This is a genomic window from Sagittula sp. P11, assembly GCF_002814095.1.
Classification (GTDB): Bacteria; Pseudomonadota; Alphaproteobacteria; order Rhodobacterales; family Rhodobacteraceae; genus Sagittula.
The window spans coordinates 2,763,566-2,782,293 of record NZ_CP021913.1 but is presented as its reverse complement, the minus strand read 5'-3'; the positions used below and the strand labels follow the sequence as shown (position 1 = coordinate 2,782,293).

At 67.4% G+C, this 18,728-nt stretch carries 20 protein-coding genes; 3 read left to right on the top strand and 17 right to left on the bottom strand.

Annotation, left to right across the window (positions count from 1 at the left end):
• Window positions 1–38: 38 nt before the first annotated feature.
• The gene (locus CDO87_RS13450; protein WP_100929244.1) at window positions 39–656 is read left to right on the top strand and encodes an exopolysaccharide biosynthesis protein; all 618 of its coding nucleotides are present in this window, start codon (window positions 39–41) and stop codon (window positions 654–656) included.
• Between the two features lie 85 nt (window positions 657–741).
• Here the strand turns inward: CDO87_RS13450 and folD are convergent, their stop codons facing one another.
• The 13 genes from folD to tolQ all read right to left on the bottom strand — a co-directional run bounded on the left by folD (window position 742) and on the right by tolQ (window position 14,401).
• Complete coding sequence (gene folD, locus CDO87_RS13445) at window positions 742–1,644, bottom strand: bifunctional methylenetetrahydrofolate dehydrogenase/methenyltetrahydrofolate cyclohydrolase FolD (RefSeq protein ID WP_100929243.1); 903 nt, start codon at window positions 1,642–1,644, stop codon at window positions 742–744.
• On the bottom strand, window positions 1,641–1,952 hold the full coding sequence (locus CDO87_RS13440; protein ID WP_254698117.1) for a chorismate mutase: 312 nt from the start codon (window positions 1,950–1,952) through the stop codon (window positions 1,641–1,643). Before CDO87_RS13440 ends, folD begins: the two co-directional genes overlap by 4 nt.
• A gap of 153 nt (window positions 1,953–2,105) precedes the next feature.
• The gene (locus CDO87_RS13435) at window positions 2,106–3,782 is read right to left on the bottom strand and encodes a formate--tetrahydrofolate ligase (RefSeq protein WP_100929242.1); all 1,677 of its coding nucleotides are present in this window, start codon (window positions 3,780–3,782) and stop codon (window positions 2,106–2,108) included.
• Window positions 3,783–4,062: 280 nt separating this feature from the next.
• Complete coding sequence (locus tag CDO87_RS13430; protein WP_100929241.1) at window positions 4,063–4,650, bottom strand: MOSC domain-containing protein; 588 nt, start codon at window positions 4,648–4,650, stop codon at window positions 4,063–4,065.
• Between the two features lie 101 nt (window positions 4,651–4,751).
• Complete coding sequence (locus CDO87_RS13425) at window positions 4,752–5,405, bottom strand: methyltransferase domain-containing protein (protein ID WP_308213888.1); 654 nt, start codon at window positions 5,403–5,405, stop codon at window positions 4,752–4,754.
• Window positions 5,406–5,521: 116 nt separating this feature from the next.
• Complete coding sequence (gene ftsH / locus CDO87_RS13420) at window positions 5,522–7,444, bottom strand: ATP-dependent zinc metalloprotease FtsH (RefSeq protein ID WP_100929239.1); 1,923 nt, start codon at window positions 7,442–7,444, stop codon at window positions 5,522–5,524.
• A gap of 82 nt (window positions 7,445–7,526) precedes the next feature.
• Entirely contained in the window at window positions 7,527–8,930 is a 1,404-nt protein-coding gene (tilS, locus tag CDO87_RS13415; RefSeq protein WP_308213887.1) for a tRNA lysidine(34) synthetase TilS, read from the bottom strand.
• 89 nt (window positions 8,931–9,019) lie between these two features.
• Window positions 9,020–9,820, bottom strand: coding sequence for a tetratricopeptide repeat protein (locus CDO87_RS13410; protein ID WP_100930966.1), 801 nt, complete (start codon window positions 9,818–9,820; stop codon window positions 9,020–9,022).
• A gap of 22 nt (window positions 9,821–9,842) precedes the next feature.
• Entirely contained in the window at window positions 9,843–10,376 is a 534-nt protein-coding gene (pal, locus tag CDO87_RS13405; protein WP_100929237.1) for a peptidoglycan-associated lipoprotein Pal, read from the bottom strand.
• 93 nt (window positions 10,377–10,469) lie between these two features.
• On the bottom strand, window positions 10,470–11,768 hold the full coding sequence (gene tolB, locus CDO87_RS13400) for a Tol-Pal system beta propeller repeat protein TolB (protein WP_217621803.1): 1,299 nt from the start codon (window positions 11,766–11,768) through the stop codon (window positions 10,470–10,472).
• 233 nt (window positions 11,769–12,001) lie between these two features.
• Window positions 12,002–13,216 (bottom strand): cell envelope biogenesis protein TolA, encoded by a 1,215-nt coding sequence (locus tag CDO87_RS13395; protein ID WP_100929235.1) that lies wholly within the window; start codon window positions 13,214–13,216, stop codon window positions 12,002–12,004.
• 12 nt (window positions 13,217–13,228) lie between these two features.
• Window positions 13,229–13,702, bottom strand: a complete 474-nt coding sequence (gene tolR / locus CDO87_RS13390) for a protein TolR (RefSeq protein WP_005855218.1) — start codon at window positions 13,700–13,702, stop codon at window positions 13,229–13,231.
• Window positions 13,703–13,705: 3 nt separating this feature from the next.
• A complete protein-coding gene (gene tolQ, locus CDO87_RS13385) occupies window positions 13,706–14,401 on the bottom strand; it encodes a protein TolQ (RefSeq protein ID WP_100929234.1) in 696 nt (231 codons plus the stop codon).
• Between the two features lie 213 nt (window positions 14,402–14,614).
• On the opposite strand from tolQ, the gene CDO87_RS13380 reads away from it, so the two are divergent.
• Window positions 14,615–15,118, top strand: coding sequence for a hypothetical protein (locus tag CDO87_RS13380; RefSeq protein ID WP_100929233.1), 504 nt, complete (start codon window positions 14,615–14,617; stop codon window positions 15,116–15,118).
• A 28-nt stretch (window positions 15,119–15,146) separates the two neighbouring features.
• Here the strand turns inward: CDO87_RS13380 and ybgC are convergent, their stop codons facing one another.
• On the bottom strand, window positions 15,147–15,533 hold the full coding sequence (gene ybgC, locus CDO87_RS13375; RefSeq protein WP_100929232.1) for a tol-pal system-associated acyl-CoA thioesterase: 387 nt from the start codon (window positions 15,531–15,533) through the stop codon (window positions 15,147–15,149).
• A 62-nt stretch (window positions 15,534–15,595) separates the two neighbouring features.
• Window positions 15,596–15,889, bottom strand: a complete 294-nt coding sequence (locus tag CDO87_RS13370) for an HNH endonuclease (protein WP_100929231.1) — start codon at window positions 15,887–15,889, stop codon at window positions 15,596–15,598.
• 98 nt (window positions 15,890–15,987) lie between these two features.
• On the opposite strand from CDO87_RS13370, the gene CDO87_RS13365 reads away from it, so the two are divergent.
• Window positions 15,988–17,190, top strand: coding sequence for a TIGR03862 family flavoprotein (locus tag CDO87_RS13365; protein WP_100929230.1), 1,203 nt, complete (start codon window positions 15,988–15,990; stop codon window positions 17,188–17,190).
• Here CDO87_RS13365 and CDO87_RS13360 read toward each other — a convergent pair whose 3' ends face one another.
• Window positions 17,191–18,054: a D-amino-acid transaminase gene (locus CDO87_RS13360; protein WP_100929229.1), complete on the bottom strand. Its 864-nt coding sequence runs from the start codon at window positions 18,052–18,054 to the stop codon at window positions 17,191–17,193.
• A gap of 3 nt (window positions 18,055–18,057) precedes the next feature.
• A complete protein-coding gene (locus CDO87_RS13355) occupies window positions 18,058–18,654 on the bottom strand; it encodes an NUDIX domain-containing protein (RefSeq protein ID WP_254698115.1) in 597 nt (198 codons plus the stop codon).
• Window positions 18,655–18,728: the final 74 nt, after the last annotated feature.

The window sequence follows — 18,728 nt, the reverse complement described above, 5'->3', positions numbered from 1 at the left end:
CGCCCGTTTTGAGTGTGCGGACGGCAAACGAGGCAACGATGACGAGCTACAACACCAACACGAGCGGCAAGCAATGGTCCGGGCCGCGGGCCGTGCCATTGCTCGTGGACCGCCTTCATGACCTCGCGGACGAATGCGACGAGGTCACCATCGACATGCTGATGCGCCAGATCGGGACGCAGGGGCACGCGCCGCTCCTGATGATCGTGTCCCTGCTGATGGTCCTGCCCACCGGGCTCATCCCCGGGGTCGGCGGTGCACTTGGCGCGGTCGTCGCGGCCATCGGACTGCAGATGCTGCTGGGGCACGGCAGTTTCTGGCTGCCGGGGTTCCTCAGCCGCCGCGGCATGTCGGCCGAGCGGGTCCGTAACCTCGCCGACCGCATGCACCCAGCCTCCATGTGGCTCCGCCGGCACCTGCACCGGAGGATGGAGCCGCTGTCGAACGGGGCCCTGTCCCTCTCGATCATCGCCCTGCTGCTGATCGCCTGCGGCGCGTCGTTGTTCGTGATCGGCGCGATTCCGGTGGCGACCCCGCTGGTCGGCTTGCCGGTCGCCCTGTTCGGCATCGGCATCCTTGCCCGTGACGGCGCGGTCGTGGCCGCGGGTTACATCGTGACGGCGCTGGTGGCCGGGGTGATCGTCTGGCTGATGTGACACGGGCCGCGCCATCGGGCATGACATGAAACGGGCCAGAGCAAGGCTCCGGCCCGGCATGTGATCAAACCAGATTGTGGCTGCGTCAGGCGGTCAGGCCTTCCGGCTCCGCAAGGTCGTTGGCACGGCAGCACGCCGTGACGGTGTTGGCCAGAAGGCAGGCAATCGTCATCGGTCCAACGCCGCCCGGAACCGGGGTGATGGCGCCCGCGACCTCGGCACAGCTGTCGAAATGGCAGTCCCCCACCAGGCGGGTCTTGCCCTCGCCCTTTTCCGGCGCGTCGATGCGGTTGATGCCCACGTCGATCACCGTTGCGCCCGGCTTGATCCAGTCGCCGGGCACCATCTCGGGCCGTCCAACCGCCGCGACAACGATATCCGCCCGTCTCACCACCTCGGCCAGGTTCTTCGTCCGCGAATGCGCAATGGTCACCGTGCAGCTGTCGCCCAGCAGCAGTTGGGCCATGGGCTTGCCGACGATGTTCGACCGGCCGATCACCACCGCGTCCATCCCGGAGAGCGAGCCGTGGTGATCCCGCAGCATCATCAGGCACCCCAGCGGCGTACAAGGCACCATCGACTTCTGCCCGGTGCCCAGCAGACCGACGTTGGAGATGTGGAACCCGTCCACGTCCTTCGCCGGGGAGATCGCATTGATCACCAGATCCTCGTCGAGATGCTTCGGCAGGGGAAGCTGCACGAGGATGCCATGCACCTCGGGATCGTTGTTCAGCTTGTCGATCAGCGCCAGCAGGTCCGCCTCCTCGGTCGCGGCATCCAGCTTGTACTCGTAGGAGTTCATGCCGACCTCGACGGTCTGTTTGCCCTTCGAGCGCACGTAGACCTGGCTCGCCGGATCCTCGCCCACAAGGACCACGGCCAGACCGGGCGTGATGCCGTGATCGTCCTTCAGGCGGGTTACGTGCTCCGCCACCTTGCCCCGCACCGTCGCCGCGAAGGCCTTGCCGTCAATCAGAGTTGCCGTCATCCGTCCGTCCCTTCCTTGCCCAGAACACGCTCTTCGCGCGCGATGATCTCGTCGATCATGATCTTCCACATCCCCGCGACCATCGCGCCGGGCAGCCCCGCCGCCTCGGCCCGTCCCGAGACATTCTCCAGCACCGCCGCCACGCGGGAGGGTGCGGCCGCTGCAAGCCCCTCGCGGTGCTTCAGTTCTGCGGCCCGTTCCGTGTAGGACCACCGCTCCGCCAGGAGCGCCATCAATTCCGCATCGACCGCGTCGATACAGGCGCGCATCTCGGCCACGGTCTCTATCTCTGCCGCTGTCTTCCGCATTCCTGCCTCCACATCCTGTCCGCTCGTTCCGATGCCACAGCCCTACCCGCCCCGCCCGGCGTTTTCCATGCCGGGTGCGGGCGGCGGGACGGCGGGCGGGGCGAATTCGAAGAAGAGCGCCGTCCCGCCGTTTCCGATCGGATCAGAACCGGCTCAGAAAAGACCCTCAATCAGCCCGTCCGCGTTCAGGCGGATCGATTCCGCGGCAGGCACGCGCGGCAGGCCGGGCATGGTCATGATCTCGCCGCAGACCACCACGACAAAGCCCGCCCCCGCCGACAGCCGCACTTCCCGCACCGGGATGTCGAAGCCGGTCGGCGCGCCGCGCTGGCCCGGATCGGTCGAGAACGAGTATTGCGTCTTCGCCATACAGACCGGGAGGTGACCGTAGCCTTGGTCTTCCCACTCCTTTAGTTGGCCGCGGATCTTCGCGTCCATCACCACGCCATCCGCGCGGTAAATCTCCTTGCAGACCGTTTCGATCTTCTCGGCCAGCGGCAGCGCATCGCCATAAAGCGGCGCGTAGTTGGCCGACCCGCCCTCGCAGAGCTCGACGACCTTTCTCGCGGTCTCCTCGATGCCCGCGCCGCCCTCGGCCCAGTGCTTGTTGAGGATCGCGTCCACGCCCAGCGACGCGCAGTAGTCGACGACCGCCTGCACTTCGGCATCGGTGTCGGTGACGAAATGATTGATCCCCACCACCGCCGGCACGCCGAACTTCTTCATGTTCTCGATATGACGGCCGAGGTTCGGGCACCCGTCTTTCACCGCCTGCACGTTCTCAGTGCCAAGGTCCGCCTTGGCGACACCACCGTTCATCTTCATCGCACGCACCGTGGCGACGATAACCACCGCGTCGGGGCGCAGCCCGGCCTTGCGGCACTTGATGTCCATGAACTTCTCGGCCCCCAGGTCCGCGCCGAACCCGGCCTCCGTCACCACGTAATCCGCCAGCTTCAGCGCCGTCGTCGTGGCGATGACGGAGTTGCAGCCATGCGCGATGTTGGCGAACGGGCCGCCATGCACGAAGGCCGGGTTGTTCTCCAGCGTCTGGACGAGGTTCGGCTGCATCGCGTCCTTCAGCAGGACGGTCATCGCACCTTCGGCCTTGATGTCGCGGCAGAAGACCGGCGACCTGTCACGCCGATACGCCACGATCATGTCACCCAGCCGATTTTCCAGGTCCTTCAGGTTCTTGGCGAGGCAGAGGATCGCCATGACCTCGGACGCCACGGTGATGTCGAAACCGTCCTCGCGCGGGAACCCGTTGGCCACCCCGCCGAGGGAAGAGGTGATCTGGCGCAGCGAGCGGTCGTTCATGTCCACCACCCGGCGCCATGTCACCCGGCGCTGGTCGATCTCGGCCTCGTTGCCCCAGTAGATGTGGTTGTCGATCATCGCCGACAGCAGAGAATGCGCCGAGGTGATCGCATGGAAGTCGCCGGTGAAGTGGAGGTTCATCTCCTCCATCGGCACGACCTGCGCGTATCCGCCCCCGGCCGCCCCGCCCTTCATCCCGAAGTTCGGCCCGAGCGAGGCTTCGCGGATGCAGATCATCGCCTTCTTGCCGATGCGGTTCAGCCCGTCGCCCAGTCCCACGGTGGTGGTGGTCTTGCCTTCACCCGCGGGGGTCGGGTTGATCGCCGTCACAAGGATCAGCTTGCCATCGGGCCGCGACTGGACGGAATCGATGAAAGCCTGACCGATCTTCGCCTTGTCGTGGCCGTAGGGCAGCAGGTGCTCGTTGGGGATACCAAGGACGTCGCCGATCTCCTGTATCGGTTTCTTCCGGGCTTCACGGGCGATTTCGATGTCCGACTTGTGGGCCATGTTGCTTGTTATCCCTGCTGGCAGTTCCTGAATTGCCCGGATTGTTAGCGGTCCGCAGACCGTCCGTCCCGGTGAATCCGACATTTCGGCGCGATGATGCGGCGCACCGGACACTGTGCCGCGCCCGGGACGAAACCGGGAACGCGCGCCCGCCCGACAGGCACCGGATGCCGTGCGGAGTGTTGCCGTTCACCCGATCCGGGGAAAGGCATACCTTCGGCGCATCCTTGCGCCTGAGGAGATCAACGGCGTGGCGCCACGAACCGGCAGCATCGCCACGTCAGGCCTCCCCCCGCCATGCGCGCTGATCCGGGACGTGCAGCACCAGCTTGTCCCCCACCGCCACGCGCCCCTCGCGCGCGACAAAGGCCGTGACCCCGCGGCGCCCGTCGGACGCCTTCCGGAACCCCTTCGCCGCGTCTCCGATCTCCTGCATGAGGCTGCGGGCCGGTTGCTGGCAGGGACGGTTCTCCATGTCCACAACCATGGTCGCGCCAGAGGTCGCCTGCAACCGGGAGGATGGCGGCACGAAGGTGAAGTCGGGAATGCCGCGGATCACCATGCTGGCGCCAAGCCGTGCCGGGTTCACGGTCTCGACGCCCATCGCCGCCGCGATCTGGTCAAGCTCCTCGGCGCTGACGATGCTCAGCTGTCGCTCGTTCAGGATCTGCGTGCCGCGCGGGTATTGCGAGGTGACCCGTGAACAGGATTCCCGCGTCTGTCCGCCGTGCACCGATCCGGCCATGCCGGCAAAGGTCAGGTCCACCGCCTCGACGGGCTCCGCCATCAGCGCCTTGCGGTCCATGCTCGTGACGATACCCAGCCAGATGACCTCGGCTGTCCATTTCGTCGGTTTCAAAGCCGGCATCGTGCCCTCCGCCTGTTCGTTGCGCGTGCAGGTAAAGCGCGTGCGGCGGGATGCGCAAGGGCACAAACCGGAGGCAGGCCGGAGCGCGGATTGCTGGCCGTTCATACGCGGACGGTGAAGAACAGCCTTTGGAAAGGGAAGAGGACGCTGCCGTCCTCAGACGCGGGATAGGCGCCCGCCATGGCGGCATCGCAGGCGGCGATCAGGGCGGCCCGCCTTTCGGGATCAAGCGACCGAAGCAGCGGCCGGGCAAAGGTCGCCTCCGTGAAGCGGCGCACCGGGTGGCCGTCATCCGAGGGCGCCAGCACCTGGAAATAGGTCGTTTCCCACAACTGGACCTCCCCCAACGGCGCCAGAATGTGATGATAGGCAGCGGGTTCGAGGATGCCGGGCACGTCGTCCGGTTCGACGCCGAACAGTTGGTGGGCGAGGTGGAGCCACGTCCGGTGCGACGGCGCATCGTTCTGGTGGGGCATCTGCACCGCCAGCACCCCGCCCGGCGTGAGCGTCGCCGCGAGCCGGGGCAACAGAACTTCGTGATCGCCCAGCCATTGCAGGGCGGCGTTGGAAAAGATCAGCGCCGGCGGCGTCTCGGGCTGCCACGTCGCGATGTCCGCCTGCACGAGGTCGTCGTAGCGTCCGCGCGCATCGGCCAGCATCTCGGCCGAGGCATCCACGCCGACCAGTTGCCGGTCCTTGCCAAGCGTCGCCCTCAACGCCTCCGATACGGCCCCCGCACCGCATCCGAGGTCCACGACGGGCCCCTCGGGCAGCGACGGCAAGGAGCGCAGCAAGTCAAGCGCGGGCCGCAAACGAAGACCCCGGAATCTGCCATAGATCCCGGGGTCCCAAATCATGCCATCGGCACCGTTCATGCAGAGGGCTCTGGTTCCAGTCCGCCCTCTTCGCCGTTCTTCTTCGGCCGGGTCTTGGGAATGGCGGTGAGGCTCGGCTTCTTCTCCTCAACCGCGGCGCCGGAACCACCTTCGCCGTCTTCGGACTGTGGCGGTTCGCCCCGGATGACGCGCTCGATCTCCTCGCCGGTCAGGGTCTCGTATTCCAGAAGACCCTTGGCCAGCCGCTCCCAGTCGTCCCGGCGGTCCGTCAGGATCTGGTAGGCGCGGTCATAGGCCTCGGAGATGAAGCGGCGCACCTCTTCCTCGATCATGCGCTTTGTCTCTGCCGACACCGACAGGCCCGCGGTGTTGCCGGAGTAGCCCTCGGCGGCCTCGCGGTAGTCGATATTTCCGACCTTGTCGGACATGCCCCACTGCAGGACCATCGCCCGTGCCAGCGCGGAGGCCTGCTGGATGTCGCCAGCCGGTCCGTTCGAGACGTTCGGTTCGCCGTACTTGATGATCTCGGCGGCCTTGCCCGCCATGGTCATCGCCATCTTTTCCTCGCACTCCGACTTGTGCCAGTTGAGGCGGTCGATTTCCGGCAGCGACACGACCATGCCCAGTGCGCCGCCGCGCGGGATGATCGTGGCCTTGTAGACCGGATCGCACTGCGGCAACGACAGGCCGACGATGGCGTGACCGGCCTCGTGGTAGGCGGTTTTTTCCTTCTGGTCGTCGGTCAGCACCATGGAGCGGCGCTCCGCCCCCATCATGACCTTGTCCTTGGCGTTCTCGAAATCGATCATGGTGACGAAACGCCTGCCCACACGCGCGGCCATCAGCGCCGCCTCGTTCACGAGGTTTGCCAGATCGGCACCCGAGAAGCCCGGCGTGCCGCGCGCGATGATGCGCAGGTCGACGTCCGGCCCCAGCGGGGTCTTCTTCGCATGCACGCCGAGGATCTTCTCGCGGCCCTTGATGTCCGGGTTCGGCACGGTGACCTGACGGTCGAAACGGCCGGGACGCAGCAGCGCCGGGTCCAGAACGTCGCGGCGGTTGGTGGCGGCGATGATGATGACACCCTCGTTCGCCTCGAAACCGTCCATCTCGACCAGAAGCTGGTTCAGCGTCTGTTCGCGTTCGTCGTTGCCACCGCCATAGCCCTGACCACGGGCGCGGCCCACGGCGTCGATCTCGTCGATGAAGACGATGCAGGGCGCATTCTTCTTCGCCTGTTCGAACATGTCGCGGACACGGCTTGCGCCCACACCCACGAACATTTCGACGAAGTCGGAGCCGGAGATGGTGAAGAACGGGACACCCGCCTCGCCCGCAATGGCGCGGGCCAGCAGCGTCTTACCCGTGCCCGGAGGGCCCACCAGCAGCGCACCTTTGGGGATCTTACCGCCGAGGCGGGAGAACTTCTGCGGGTTGCGCAGGAACTCGACGATCTCCTCGAGCTCTTCCTTGGCCTCGTCGATGCCCGCCACGTCGTCGAAGGTCACGCGGCCATGCTTTTCGGTCAGCAGCTTGGCCTTGGACTTGCCAAAGCCCATGGCGCCACCTTTGCCGCCGCCCTGCATGCGGTTCATGAAGTAGATCCACACGCCGATCAGCAGAAGGAAGGGCAGAAGGTTCAGCAGGAAAACCTGAAAGCCGGACGACTCCTGGCTCTTCGCGGAAATCGGGATGTTGTTGTCCAGAAGGAGGTTTGTCACCTCCGCGTCCTCGGGCTTGATCGTGACGTAATCCTGCCCGTCGTTCGTGCTGTAACGCACCTGCTCGCCATCGATTGTGGCGGAGGACACGTTCTGGCTTTCGACCGCCTTGACGAAGTCCGAATACCCGGTCTCACGGCTTTGCAGGGTCGGATTGTTGCCCGAGAAAAGATTGAAAAGCGCGAGGATCAGCAGGAACAAGACGACCCAGAAGGCGATGTTGCGAGCGTTGCCCAAGAGGGGACTCCTTTGCAGACGGAACCGGGCGCCCGAGCGGCAGGCGCCGTTTCAGCTTAACATAGAGATATGTGGCCCGGGTTCAATGCGTCATGAGGAACGCGGCGAAGGTCAGCCCCTGCTTTCCGAACGGCCGGTAGAGGATGTCGCGCGTGCCCTGCGCCACGCTGATGCGGGCCCCGCCCGCGTCATTCGCCACCATCGGCAGGGACCGCGCCGCGCGGTAGGTCAATCCGTCACGCTCCTCCGCGCCCAACGATTGCCATCCCGCATCCCCGAGGGGCACCAGACCGGCTGCCCCCGTGTCGCGACGCGCCTCCGGCGCCAACAGCCACCGCCCGTCCCACAGCCCCGCGTCGTCGTCTGCCAGCCCCTCGAGCGCCGCGTATTCCCGGAAAACCCGGATGTGCGTCCGTTCGGCCACTATCTCGCACCCGCCCAGCGTGCCTCCGCCACCGGAGAGCAGCCGGTCCAGGACCTCTTCCAGCCGCGCGGCACGTGGGCGCCGGACCGTGCCCGAGACGAAGCCGATCCCGCCGGCTAGCAGCCGCAGCTGCACTTCGCGCGGCAGCCCTGCAAAACCGTCCCGTTCCAGCAGCAGGTCGCCGGTCGGCACACCGCGATGGTGCCCCTCCTGACCGATCCGATCCCACGCCGCCGCTGTCTGAACACGCAGCGAGTCCCGCGCGCGGGCCATACGCTCTGCCGTCGCGGCCAGCATCGGGACGTCCAGCCCAAGGTCCGCCAGACCGGGCAGCGCCGCCCGGATGCGCGCACGGGCATAGGCCGGGTCTTCGTTCGTCGGATCGTCCACGAAGGGCACCTTCAGGACGCGCACGTAATGGCGCAGGTCCGCCCGCCGCATCGACAGGCAGGGCCGCAGGATTTCGAAGCTCCCGCCCTCGCCCGGCCCATCGGCAGGTCTGCCCCGTGCGCTCGATGCCACCACGTCGGGATGAACTCGGCCCTTCGGCGAGGGCGCCTCCCCGATCATCGGCGCGAATGCATCCGCCGCCAGAGGCTGCTGGTCGACCACCCGGCAGGCCTGCATCGCGGACAGCCCGTCGACCCCGGACCCGCGTGCCAGCCGCATCAGGAAAGTCTCGGCCACGTCGTCCTGTGTATGTCCCACCAGCACATGCCGCAGATGGCCGCGCCACCCGGCGATCAGCCGAAGGCGCGCCTCGCGAGCCGCCTCCATGGCGTTGCCCCGTCCGTCCCAGGACCAGTGCAGCGTCGCATGCGGCCAGCCCAGCAGGGCACATTCGGCTGCCACCATCTCTGCCTCTGCCGCCGCCTCTGAGCGGAATCCGTGGTTGATCGTGACCACCCACAGGCGCACGCCGAACACGCGCGCCCAGCCATGCGCCAGCACCAGCATGGCCATGGAGTCCCCGCCCCCCGACACCGCCAGACCAATCTCGGATGGAAAAGAGGGCCCCAGCAGGGCCCCCATCTCTTCCGCGAAACGCTGGTCAAGGCTCACCGGCAGCCCCTTCATCTTGGCAAAAATACCTGCTCTTCAGGCCACCTAAACCCGGATCAGTCACGCCGGGCACAAGGCCCGGGCTCACCTCACTCCACCGGGCAGCCGAGCGCGATGCGGCTGTCCGCCGCCGCGTTGATGACCTCGGAGCTGGGATAGCGGTTGCCCACTTCGGCGAGCGTCACGCAGGCCTCGGAGACGGAGCCCAGCTTGCCCAGCGTCTCTCCCAGCCGCCACAGGGCCTGGGGTGCGATCTGATCGTCGGGGAAACGGGAATAGGCGTCGAGGTAGCGCCGCGCGGCCTCGCGGGTGTCGCCCTGCGCTTCCAGCGCCTGCCCCTCGCCCACCAGCGCCGCGGATTCCAGCGGGCTGCCCGGGTAGGTCTGGCGGAAGTTGGCAAACAGGTCGGAGGCGCGGGCATTGTCACCCCCATCGAGCGCTTCCTGCGCGGCGCGGAAATCGGCTTCCTCGCTGACGGCCAGTTCGCCGTCGAACGGCAGATCGTCGGTACCCGCCGCAACCGGAGCGTCGGCAACCGGGGCTGTCTCACCGCCAAACGACGTCCCCTGCCCGACCGAGGACAGGTCACAGCCGGGTTCCAGCTCACACACCCGGAACTGCAGGTCGCTGATCCGGTTGCCGCCGTCCTCGGCGACCTGGCCGATGCGGAACTCCAGCTCCTCGGCCTTGGCCGTCACGCGCTGCAATTCGGACTCGATGGTGTTCAGCCGTTGCAACACGTCGCCCGACACCTGCACCGTGGAGCTGCCCGTTGTGGACAACTCACGCTTCAGCTTCTGCACCTCGACCGACAGGACAGCGAGGTCCTGCTTCACATCGGCAAGCGTTTCCGCCTGCACCGGCGCGGCGGCGATGACCGCCGCAACCATGATCCACCCCCAGCGCATCGGCTCAGCCCATCAGCGATCCGGCGGCGATGACAGTCACCGCGCGGCGGTTCTTGGCATAGCACGCCTCTTCGGAGCAGATCTCGATCGGACGCTCCTTGCCGTAGCTGACGAACTTCAGGCGGTTCTGAGACACGCCCCTGGACACGAGGTATTCCATCACCGCATTGGCGCGGCGTGCACCGAGCGCGAGGTTGTATTCGCGGGTGCCCTGCTCGTCGGCGTGACCTTCGATCACCGCCATGTAGTCGGCGTTGGTCATCAGCCACTGCGCCTGCCCGTCCAGCACCGTGCGCGCCTCCGGCGAGAGGCTCGACTGGTCGACGGCGAACAGAACGCGGTCGCCGACGCGCTGGTTGAAATACGCCATGGAGGTCGGGTCATCGACGCTGCCCGGGATGACCCCGCTCGATACGCCGCCACCGTTGCGCGAGGCGTCGTTTGCACCCGCGCCGTTGGCGCCGAAGCGGTTGGGGTTGGCACATGCGGCGAGGCCTAGGGCCGCCACCAGCATAATCGCCATGGGAAGTTTGCTCATCACTGTCATCCTGCTCTGTCTTGCGCCTGTGCGCATATGTTGTTTGTGGCAGGCTACCACACACAACGGGTCTTGGGAATCACGTTAACTTGGTCACTGGAGCGGGCCCCAGCTCGGATCCGAGGCGCCCGCCGGGGTACGGACCCGCCGCAGGTTCCGCCCGGAGATGTCCACGGAATAAAGCGCCGACGCACCCTCTGCGCCCTGCGTCTCACGCGTGAACATGATCACGCGGCCGTTCGGCGCCCATGTCGGGCCCTCGTCGAGGAAGGAGGCGGTCAGCAGACGCTCCTCGGAGCCGTCGGTGTTCATCACGCCGATGTGGAACCGGCCCTTGTTCTGCTTGGTAAAGGCGATGCGGTCGCCGCGGGGTGACCATACGGGCGTGCCGTAACGGCCCTCGCCGAAGGAGATCCGCGTCCCTTCGCCGCCACCCGCAGGCATCACGTAGAGCTGCTGGGTGCCGGAACGGTCCGATTCGAACACGATCCGCGAGCCATCAGGAGAGAACGAGGGCGCCGTTTCGATCGCGGGGGTCGAGGTGAGGCGCCGCGTCGCGCCCGAGGCCACGTCCATCGCCCAGATGTCTGTGTTCGACCCTTGGGTCATCGAGTAGACCACCATCCGCCCGTCCGGCGAGAAACGCGGCGCAAAGCTCATGACGCCCTCGTTGGTCTGCAGGATGCGGCTCTGGACCGCGCCCACGTCGAGGATGTGGATGCGCGGGAAGCCGGTGACGTAGGAGGTATACAGCACCTGGTTGCCGGTCGGCGAGAAGCGCGGCGCCAGCACGATGGAGCTGCTGTCCGTAAGGTACTGCACGTTCGCACCGTCGTAATCCATGATCGCGAGCCGCTTCTGACGCTGGTCCTTCGGCCCGGTCTCGGACACGAAGACGACGCGGCTGTCGAAATAGGGGCTTTCGCCGGTCAGGCGCGAGTAGACCTGGTCGGCGACCTTGTGGGCCAGCCGGCGCCAGCCATCGGCGGAAGAGGCGAATTGCATCCCCTCGCCCAGCTCGCGCTCGGCAAAGACGTCCCATGCGCGGAACTTGACGACCACGCGGCCGGAACCGTCGGTGCTGACCGCGCCGGTCACCAGCGCCTGCGCGTTGATCGCCTTCCAGTCGGCGAACTGCACCGGCGCCGCGAAAGTCGACACGCGCGAGATGTGCGCGTCGCGCGGGATCTCGCGGAAGAGGCCCGTGCCCACGAGGTCCTCCGCGATGACGCGGCTCAGCTGGTCGGCGTATTCCTGGGCGGCGGGGGTCTCGGCCACGAAGGACGGGACCGCGATGGGCATCGGTTCGACGATGCCGCGGTCGATCTCCAGCCGGAGAGGGTCCTGCGCCGCGGCCGGGAGAACCCCGTGGAATACCGCAAACGCCATCATGAGGCACGCCAATGCCACTCGTTTCATGGAAACCCTCCTCGGGATCTGCCCACAATCTGCCGCACGGGTCTGACGCCCGCGTGCACATAACATACAGCGCAATTCATGCACGCAAAACACCCCTTGACGGCGGTTTCAGCGGGTAATCGCCGACACAACCGCGTGTGGGGCGCGTGACAGCCCCGAGGACGCTTGCGACGGGCGCCCCGCGGACAGGTGCGCCCACCACGGGATCAGCGCAGGCGCATGTCCTCGGGATTGAAGGTGATCTCGACCCGCTTCCACTGGTCGTACTTATCCGGCGGCAGTTCGTAGCCGTCGCCCTGGCAGCGCAGGATGGCACGGCGGGCGGCGCCGAAGGCTGTGTCCACCGCCGCGCCCGATCCGCCCTCGGCGCCGATCATCGTCACGTTGCCCGCGACCCGGCCCTCCCGGTCGAGGTCGAAGCCGACGGTGACCTTCACGTCCGCCGCCTGGCTGCCCACGTCGACGATCCAGCATGCCTGCACCGCGATGCGCAGACCTTCACGCTCCGCCCCGGTCAGGGGCGGGCCGCTCGGGGCGTCGGGTGCGCCGCCGCTCAGTTCCTCGGCAATGGCCTCCGCCAGTGCGTCGGCGACCGGATCGCTTGCGGGGGCGCTTTCCGTCTCGGGTTCCGAGGCGGGCGGTTGCTGTGCCGGCGTCTCGGGCGCCGGTTCGGGGTTCGAGGCCACCTGTTCGGGACGTCCGCGCGGCCGCATCGACGACGAGGGTGCCAGCGGCTGGCCGGAGGGTTCTTCGGCCTCGGTCACGATTTCGGTCGTGGTTTCCGGCGGGGCGGTCGACTCCTGCGTCTCTTCGGCAATGTCCGGGCTTTCGGCGTCGGGGTCGGCGGCGGTCTGCGTGTCCTCGGCGGTCACGGCCTCCGGATCGGGCGGCGCGATGGGTTCATCGGCCACGCGCGGTGCGGGGCGCGGCTGCGGGCGGCGCGAACTGTCAGGGGCCAGCACCTGCGGCACGGGCGCCGGCGACGGCGGCAAGGGCAGCGGATCGGGTTCCGGCGTGGGCGTAGGCAGCGGTTCCGGCTCGGGCACCGGCTGCGGCGCCGGTTCTGGTTCCGGAACGGGCGCGGGTTCCGGCTCCGGTTCCGGGGCAGGCTCAGGCTCCGGCGCGGGCTGGGGTTCCGGCTCCGGTTCAGGTGCGGGCTCTGGCTCAGGTGCGGGTTCCGGTTCCGGCGCAGGCTGGGGCTCCGGTTCCGGCTCGGGGGCAGGCTCCGGCGCGGGTGCGGGCTCCAACGCCTCGCTCTCCGACGAAGTCGGCGTGGACAGCGCGGCGAACTCCTCTTCGGAGATCACGGTCACGTCGGCGATCTGCATCTCCGGCGGCGGCGCGTCGAAGAGGTCGCCCAGCAACAGCCACGCGAAGAGGAAGGCGTGCCCTCCGGCAGATATGTAAAGAGACCGCGACACCGGCGCCTGACCTCAGTCCTGTCCGTCGAGCCCCGGACCACCCACGTCCGTGACCAGCCCGATGGACGAGAAGCCACCGGCGTTGAGCGCACCCATGATCTGGGCCACGCTTTCATAGGGGACTGTTCCGTCGGCGCGCAGGTAGACGCGGTCATCAGACCGTTCCGCCGCAATGGCGCGCAGGCGGTTCACGAGATCGTCCCGCGGCACTTCGGTCGCCTGGATCAGCACCGTGCCGTCAGAGGCGAGCGTCACCGTCAGCGGCTCCTCCGTGTCCTGCGGCAGCGCCTGGGCGGCGGTCTTGGGCAGCTCCACAGGCACGCCGACCGTCAGGAGCGGCGCCGCGACCATGAAGATGATGAGCAGCACGAGCATGACGTCGACAAAGGGCGTGACGTTGATCTCTGCCATGGGCGCGGACTTGCGGCGCCCGCGTCTCCGCCGCTTGCCGCCACCGCCCCCGGATTTCATGACACCTGCGCCCATGGATCAGGAATCCAGCTGGCGCGAGAGGATGGTGGAGAATTCGTCCGCGAAGGCTTCGTAGTTGCCGACGATGCGGTCCGCGTCCGCCGAGAACTTGTTGTAGAAGATGACCGCCGGGATGGCCGCCAGAAGGCCGAGGCCGGTGGCCAGCAGCGCCTCGGCGATGCCCGGCGCGACCACGACGAGCGAGGTGTTCTGCGTCTCGGCGATCTGGACGAAGGCGTGCATGATCCCGAAGACCGTACCGAACAGGCCGATGAACGGCGAGGTGGAGCCGACCGTTGCCAGCACAGGCAGCCCGCGCTGCAGCTCGTCCGCCTCCTTCTGGATGGCCACGTCCATGGAGCGGTCGATCCGGCTTTGCGCGTTGGCGATGAGCGCGCCGTCCTCGCGGTGCGAGCGGCGCCATTCGATCATGCCGGCGGCAAACACGCGTTCGGACCGGCCCTTGGGCTCCGGCCCCAACTGGTCGAACAGCTCGTCCAGCGGTTCTCCGGACCAGAACATGCGGTCGAACCTGGAGGCCTCGCGGCGGGCGGACCGATAGCTGACGAACTTCTCGATGATGATTGCCCACGACCAGATCGACGCGGCGATCAGCATGATCATCACGAGCTTCACGGTCAGCGTCGCGCGTGCGAACAATGCCCAGAACGAGAAGTCTATGCCCTGCGCGAGGGCAAGAGTGTCTGCTTCCATGAACCTGCTCTTTCGTTGTCGGCCCTGTTGGGGCTCTGATTTGCCACACATGTAACGGAAATACAGGCCATTGACCACGGGTTTGGCGATTCTGCGCCGCGGCACGGCGCGCATGCGCGAATCCCTGCCACCGCTCACGGAAAATCGCGTTTACGCGGTCTGCCTGTTCGGATTACTGGCGTAACGAGGCATATTTTGCCACGGGAGGAAGCGATGAGGGAAACCAGCCAGGCCGCAATACAGGGGCAAGGTCACGACACGCGCTATTTGCGCGCCGTTCTGGGCAATGTCGCCGAAGTCTACGAGACACACCTCGGGCGGCATGACGCGGAACTTTTCATGGCCGAGTCCGCCTATACCCTCGCGGCGGAGCTTGGCGCCAATGCCATCCGGAAAGCCCGACCCGGCCGCCCCACCATGGCGCATGTGGCGCGCGAGGTGGATACCGCCATCGCCTGGCTCGACGAGGACGTCACGATCGCCGAGGCGTCGGACCAGCAGATGACGCTGCTGTCACCCGGACCTTCGGGGGCGCGGTCTCGCTTCATGATGAACCTCTACCTCTTCGGCCACATCGCCGCCGATGCGCTGGGATACGTGCGCGTCGTGCTGCACGAAAGCGCCCCCGGCAGCAACGAGCCGTGGAAGATCGTCATCCACACCAGCCGCACCGGCGGCGGGGCCGAGTTCCGCTCCCGTTACCGGCTGCCGGACTAGCCTTGCCAGCGTGCAGCCGGGGCGCGCGTCAGTGCACCTTGAGCCGCAGCGCCGCGGGCAGGCGCACCGGGTGGCCGTCCGATGTCACGCAGACCGCCGTCACCTCTGCCCGGAAGACGGGGACTTCGCCGCGCAGCACCTCCTGCGCCATCACGAGCCGGACGCCGGTGATGCTCCGCACGAAGGTGCGCACCTCCAGCCGGTCGTCGAACTTGGCGGTGGCGAGGTAGTCGGCCTCGATCCGGCGGACCACGAAGACGATGCCGTCCTTCTCGCGCATGGCGTTCTGGTCGAGCCCCTGCTCGCGCACCCAGTCGGACCGGGCCCGTTCGATATACTTGAGGTAGTTGGCGTGATAGACGATCCCCGCCATGTCGGTGTCTTCGTAGTAGACCCGGATGGGATAGATGTGCATGGCCCCGTCCCCTTGCTGCCGTCCGGTCGAAGGGGTAGCCGCTGACCCCGCATCGCGCAAGATCACCGCTTTCGCCGCCCCACGGCCGAACGGCTGTGAAATGCGGGCGGGCGCTTGGCCACCCAGTCCAGGAAACGCTGCATGTCCGGATGGGCGCGCAGCTTGCCCACGGTCGAGAGGTCGCGCGCCAGTTCCGGCTCGGTGAACCGGGCGTGGATCTCCGAGTGACAGATCTGGTGGAGCAGCACCGTCGGCCCGCCCTTGCCGCCTTTCAGCTTCGGGACCAGGTGGTGAAGGCTCTGCTTTGCCTCCGACGGGATCGGACGCAGGCAGAGCGGACAGATCGGATCGGCCATGGCGGCTCCTTTCACCGGGACCATCTGGCCGGAAGGGTGCCGGGATCAAGCGTGCAAGCCCCCTGTCGCGCCCCGCACGCCGCGGGTAAGGAGAGGTCATGACAACCCTGCCCCCTTCCCCGGACCGCTTCGCGCTGGTCATCGGCGGCGGCCCCGCGGGCCTGATGGCCGCCGATGCGCTGCTGTCCGCCGGTGTGCCGGTGACGCTGGCGGAGGCCAAACCCTCTGCCGCGCGCAAGTTCCTGATGGCGGGCAAATCCGGGCTGAACCTGACGAAGATGGAGCCGTTCGAAACGTTCCTGAAAGCCTACGGCGACCGCGCGCCGCTGCTGGAACCGATGCTGACGGCCTTCGGCCCTGAGGAGGTGCGCGGCTGGGCCGAAGGGTTGGGCCAGCCGTGCTTCACCGGCTCCACCGGGCGGCTCTTTCCGAATGCCATGAAGGCCTCGCCACTGCTCCGGGCTTGGCTGGCGCGGCTCGACGGCATGGGGCTGGTCCGCCACACCCGCTGGCGCTGGAAGGGCTGGGAGGGCGGCGCACCCCGCTTCGACACGCCCGACGGCACGCACACGCTGCGCCCCGCAGCCACGGTTCTCGCCCTCGGCGGCGCCAGCTGGGCGCGGCTCGGATCGGACGGCGCCTGGGCCGACGTCCTGCGGGCCGAGGGCATGGACATCGCCCCCTTCGCCCCGTCGAACGCAGGACTTCAGGTCGATTGGTCGAACCACATGGACCGCCACTTCGGCGCGCCGCTGAAGAACGTCATTTTCCGCGCTGGCCCGCTGGAAAACCGCGGCGAGGCCGTCATCTCCCGCCGAGGGCTGGAAGGTGGCGGCCTCTACCCGCTGACCCCGGCGCTGCGTGACGGGCACCCGCTGACCGTGGACCTGCTGCCGGACGTGACCGCCGAGGCGGTGACGCAACGGCTGTCCCGCCCGCGCGGCAAGCAGAGTCTGTCGAATGCCCTGCGCAAGGCGCTCCGCCTGCCGCCCGCGGCACTCGGATTGCTGATGGAAATGGCGCGCCCCCTGCCGGACAACCCACAGGCGCTGGCGTCGCTGGCAAAGGCGCTTCCGATCCGCCACGCCGGGCTGCGCCCCATGGACGAGGCGATCTCCACCGCCGGCGGCGTGAAGTTCGACGCGCTCGACGCCGGGCTGATGATACGAAAAATCCCCGGCACGTTCTGCGCCGGGGAGATGCTGGACTGGGAAGCGCCGACCGGCGGCTACCTCCTGACCGCCTGCCTGGCCACCGGCCTCTGGGCCGGGCGCCACGCAGCGGCCTATGCCAAAGGGTGATCAGACCGCGACCTTGCGGCTTTCCTCCAGGTAGATCTCCCGCAGGCGCGTGGCTTTCGGACCGGGCCGGCCGTCGCCCAGCGGAACACCGTCGATCTCCACCACCGGCATCACGAAGGCCGACGCCGAGGTGATGAATGCCTCGTCCGCCTTCTGCGCCTCCTCGATGGTGAAGTTGCGCTCCTCGACCTGCATCTGCGCCTCTGCCGCAAAGCGCAGCACCGCCGCGCGGGTAATCCCGTGCAGGATGTCGTTGCTCAGCGCGCGGGTCACGATGGTGTTGCCCTTGATGTAATAGGCGTTGTTCGAGGTGCCCTCGGTCACGTAGCCGTCCATCACCATCCACGCGTCGTCCGCCCCGGCCTTCTTCGCCATCATCTTGCCCATGGACGGGTAGAGCAGTTGTACCGTCTTGATGTCGCGGCGGCCCCAGCGCTGATCCTCGATCGAGATGATCTTCATCCCTTTCTTCGCCGCCGGGCTGTCCGCAAGCCCCGGCTTGTTCTGGGTGAACAGCACGATGGTCGGCTCCGTCGTCTCCGGATCGGGGAAGACGAAGTCCCGGTCGCCCGGCGCGCCGCGGGTGATCTGGAGGTACACCAGCCCCTCCTCGATCCCGTTCATCTCCACCAGCTCGCGGTGGATTTCCAGGAGCTGCTCCTTCGTCACCGGAGAGCGCATGTCCAGCTCGTTCAGCGACCGCTCGAGCCGCACCGCGTGGCCGTCGAAATCGATCAGCTTGCCGTCGAGCACGGAGGTCACCTCGTACACGCCGTCGGCCATCAGGAAGGCCCGGTCGAAGATGGAGACCTTGGCTTCGGTCTCCGGCAGGAACTCTCCGTTCACGTAGACGGTGCGGGTCATGGGTCAGTCCTCCGGCATCAGGTGCAGCGCCGCGTATTGCAGCAGGATCACGGTTTTCGCATCCCGGATGGTGCCATCTTCGACCATGGTCAAGGCCTCCTTCAGGGGGATATCCATTATTTCGATTTCCTCACCCTCGTCCCGGAGCCCGCCCAGGCGCGCCTGCGCATCGGCGGCGCCATAGGTGGCGGTGAAGAAATGTAGCCGCTCCGTCACCGATCCCGGCGACATGTAGAGCGAGAAGAGAAAACGGGGCGTGTCGAGCGCCAGTCCCAGCTCCTCCTGCGCCTCGGCACGGATGCGGTCCTCCGGCGCGTCGTCGTCCAGCAGCCCGGCGGCCGCCTCCACGAGAAAGGGATCGTCGCCGTTATAGGCCGCGGGCCAGCGGAACTGGCGACCCAGCAGGACGTGGCCGCGCTCGGGATCGAAGGGCAGGATGCAGGCACCGTCCCCACGGTCGTAGGCCTCGCGCCACTGCTCCTGCACTGTGCCGTCGCTCATCGTCACCCGCAGCCGGGACGTCGTGAGCCGCGCCCAGTTGTCCGACAGGAGGCAGGTTTCCAGCACCTCCCACCTCATGTCCCGGAGGGGGCCGGTCATGGCCACACCTTGCTGGACTCACGCACCGCGCCGTGACTCAGCGTGCAAAGCCTGCCCCGAACAGCCGGCCAGTG

Excerpts from the sequence above, each read along its gene's own strand:
- CDO87_RS13450 (WP_100929244.1), top strand. The coding sequence starts at position 39 with ATGACGAGCTACAACACCAACACGAGCGGCAAGCAATGGTCCGGGCCG.
- folD (WP_100929243.1), bottom strand. The coding sequence starts at position 1,644 with ATGACGGCAACTCTGATTGACGGCAAGGCCTTCGCGGCGACGGTGCGG.
- CDO87_RS13440 (WP_254698117.1), bottom strand. The coding sequence starts at position 1,952 with ATGCGGAAGACAGCGGCAGAGATAGAGACCGTGGCCGAGATGCGCGCC.
- CDO87_RS13435 (WP_100929242.1), bottom strand. The coding sequence starts at position 3,782 with ATGGCCCACAAGTCGGACATCGAAATCGCCCGTGAAGCCCGGAAGAAA.
- CDO87_RS13430 (WP_100929241.1), bottom strand. The coding sequence starts at position 4,650 with ATGCCGGCTTTGAAACCGACGAAATGGACAGCCGAGGTCATCTGGCTG.
- CDO87_RS13410 (WP_100930966.1), bottom strand. The coding sequence starts at position 9,820 with ATGGTTGCGGCGGTCATCGCCGCCGCGCCGGTGCAGGCGGAAACGCTT.
- pal (WP_100929237.1), bottom strand. The coding sequence starts at position 10,376 with ATGAGCAAACTTCCCATGGCGATTATGCTGGTGGCGGCCCTAGGCCTC.
- tolB (WP_217621803.1), bottom strand. The coding sequence starts at position 11,768 with ATGATGGCGTTTGCGGTATTCCACGGGGTTCTCCCGGCCGCGGCGCAG.
- tolR (WP_005855218.1), bottom strand. The coding sequence starts at position 13,702 with ATGGGCGCAGGTGTCATGAAATCCGGGGGCGGTGGCGGCAAGCGGCGG.
- tolQ (WP_100929234.1), bottom strand. The coding sequence starts at position 14,401 with ATGGAAGCAGACACTCTTGCCCTCGCGCAGGGCATAGACTTCTCGTTC.
- CDO87_RS13380 (WP_100929233.1), top strand. The coding sequence starts at position 14,615 with ATGAGGGAAACCAGCCAGGCCGCAATACAGGGGCAAGGTCACGACACG.
- ybgC (WP_100929232.1), bottom strand. The coding sequence starts at position 15,533 with ATGCACATCTATCCCATCCGGGTCTACTACGAAGACACCGACATGGCG.
- CDO87_RS13370 (WP_100929231.1), bottom strand. The coding sequence starts at position 15,889 with ATGGCCGATCCGATCTGTCCGCTCTGCCTGCGTCCGATCCCGTCGGAG.
- CDO87_RS13365 (WP_100929230.1), top strand. The coding sequence starts at position 15,988 with ATGACAACCCTGCCCCCTTCCCCGGACCGCTTCGCGCTGGTCATCGGC.
- CDO87_RS13360 (WP_100929229.1), bottom strand. The coding sequence starts at position 18,054 with ATGACCCGCACCGTCTACGTGAACGGAGAGTTCCTGCCGGAGACCGAA.
- CDO87_RS13355 (WP_254698115.1), bottom strand. The coding sequence starts at position 18,654 with ATGACCGGCCCCCTCCGGGACATGAGGTGGGAGGTGCTGGAAACCTGC.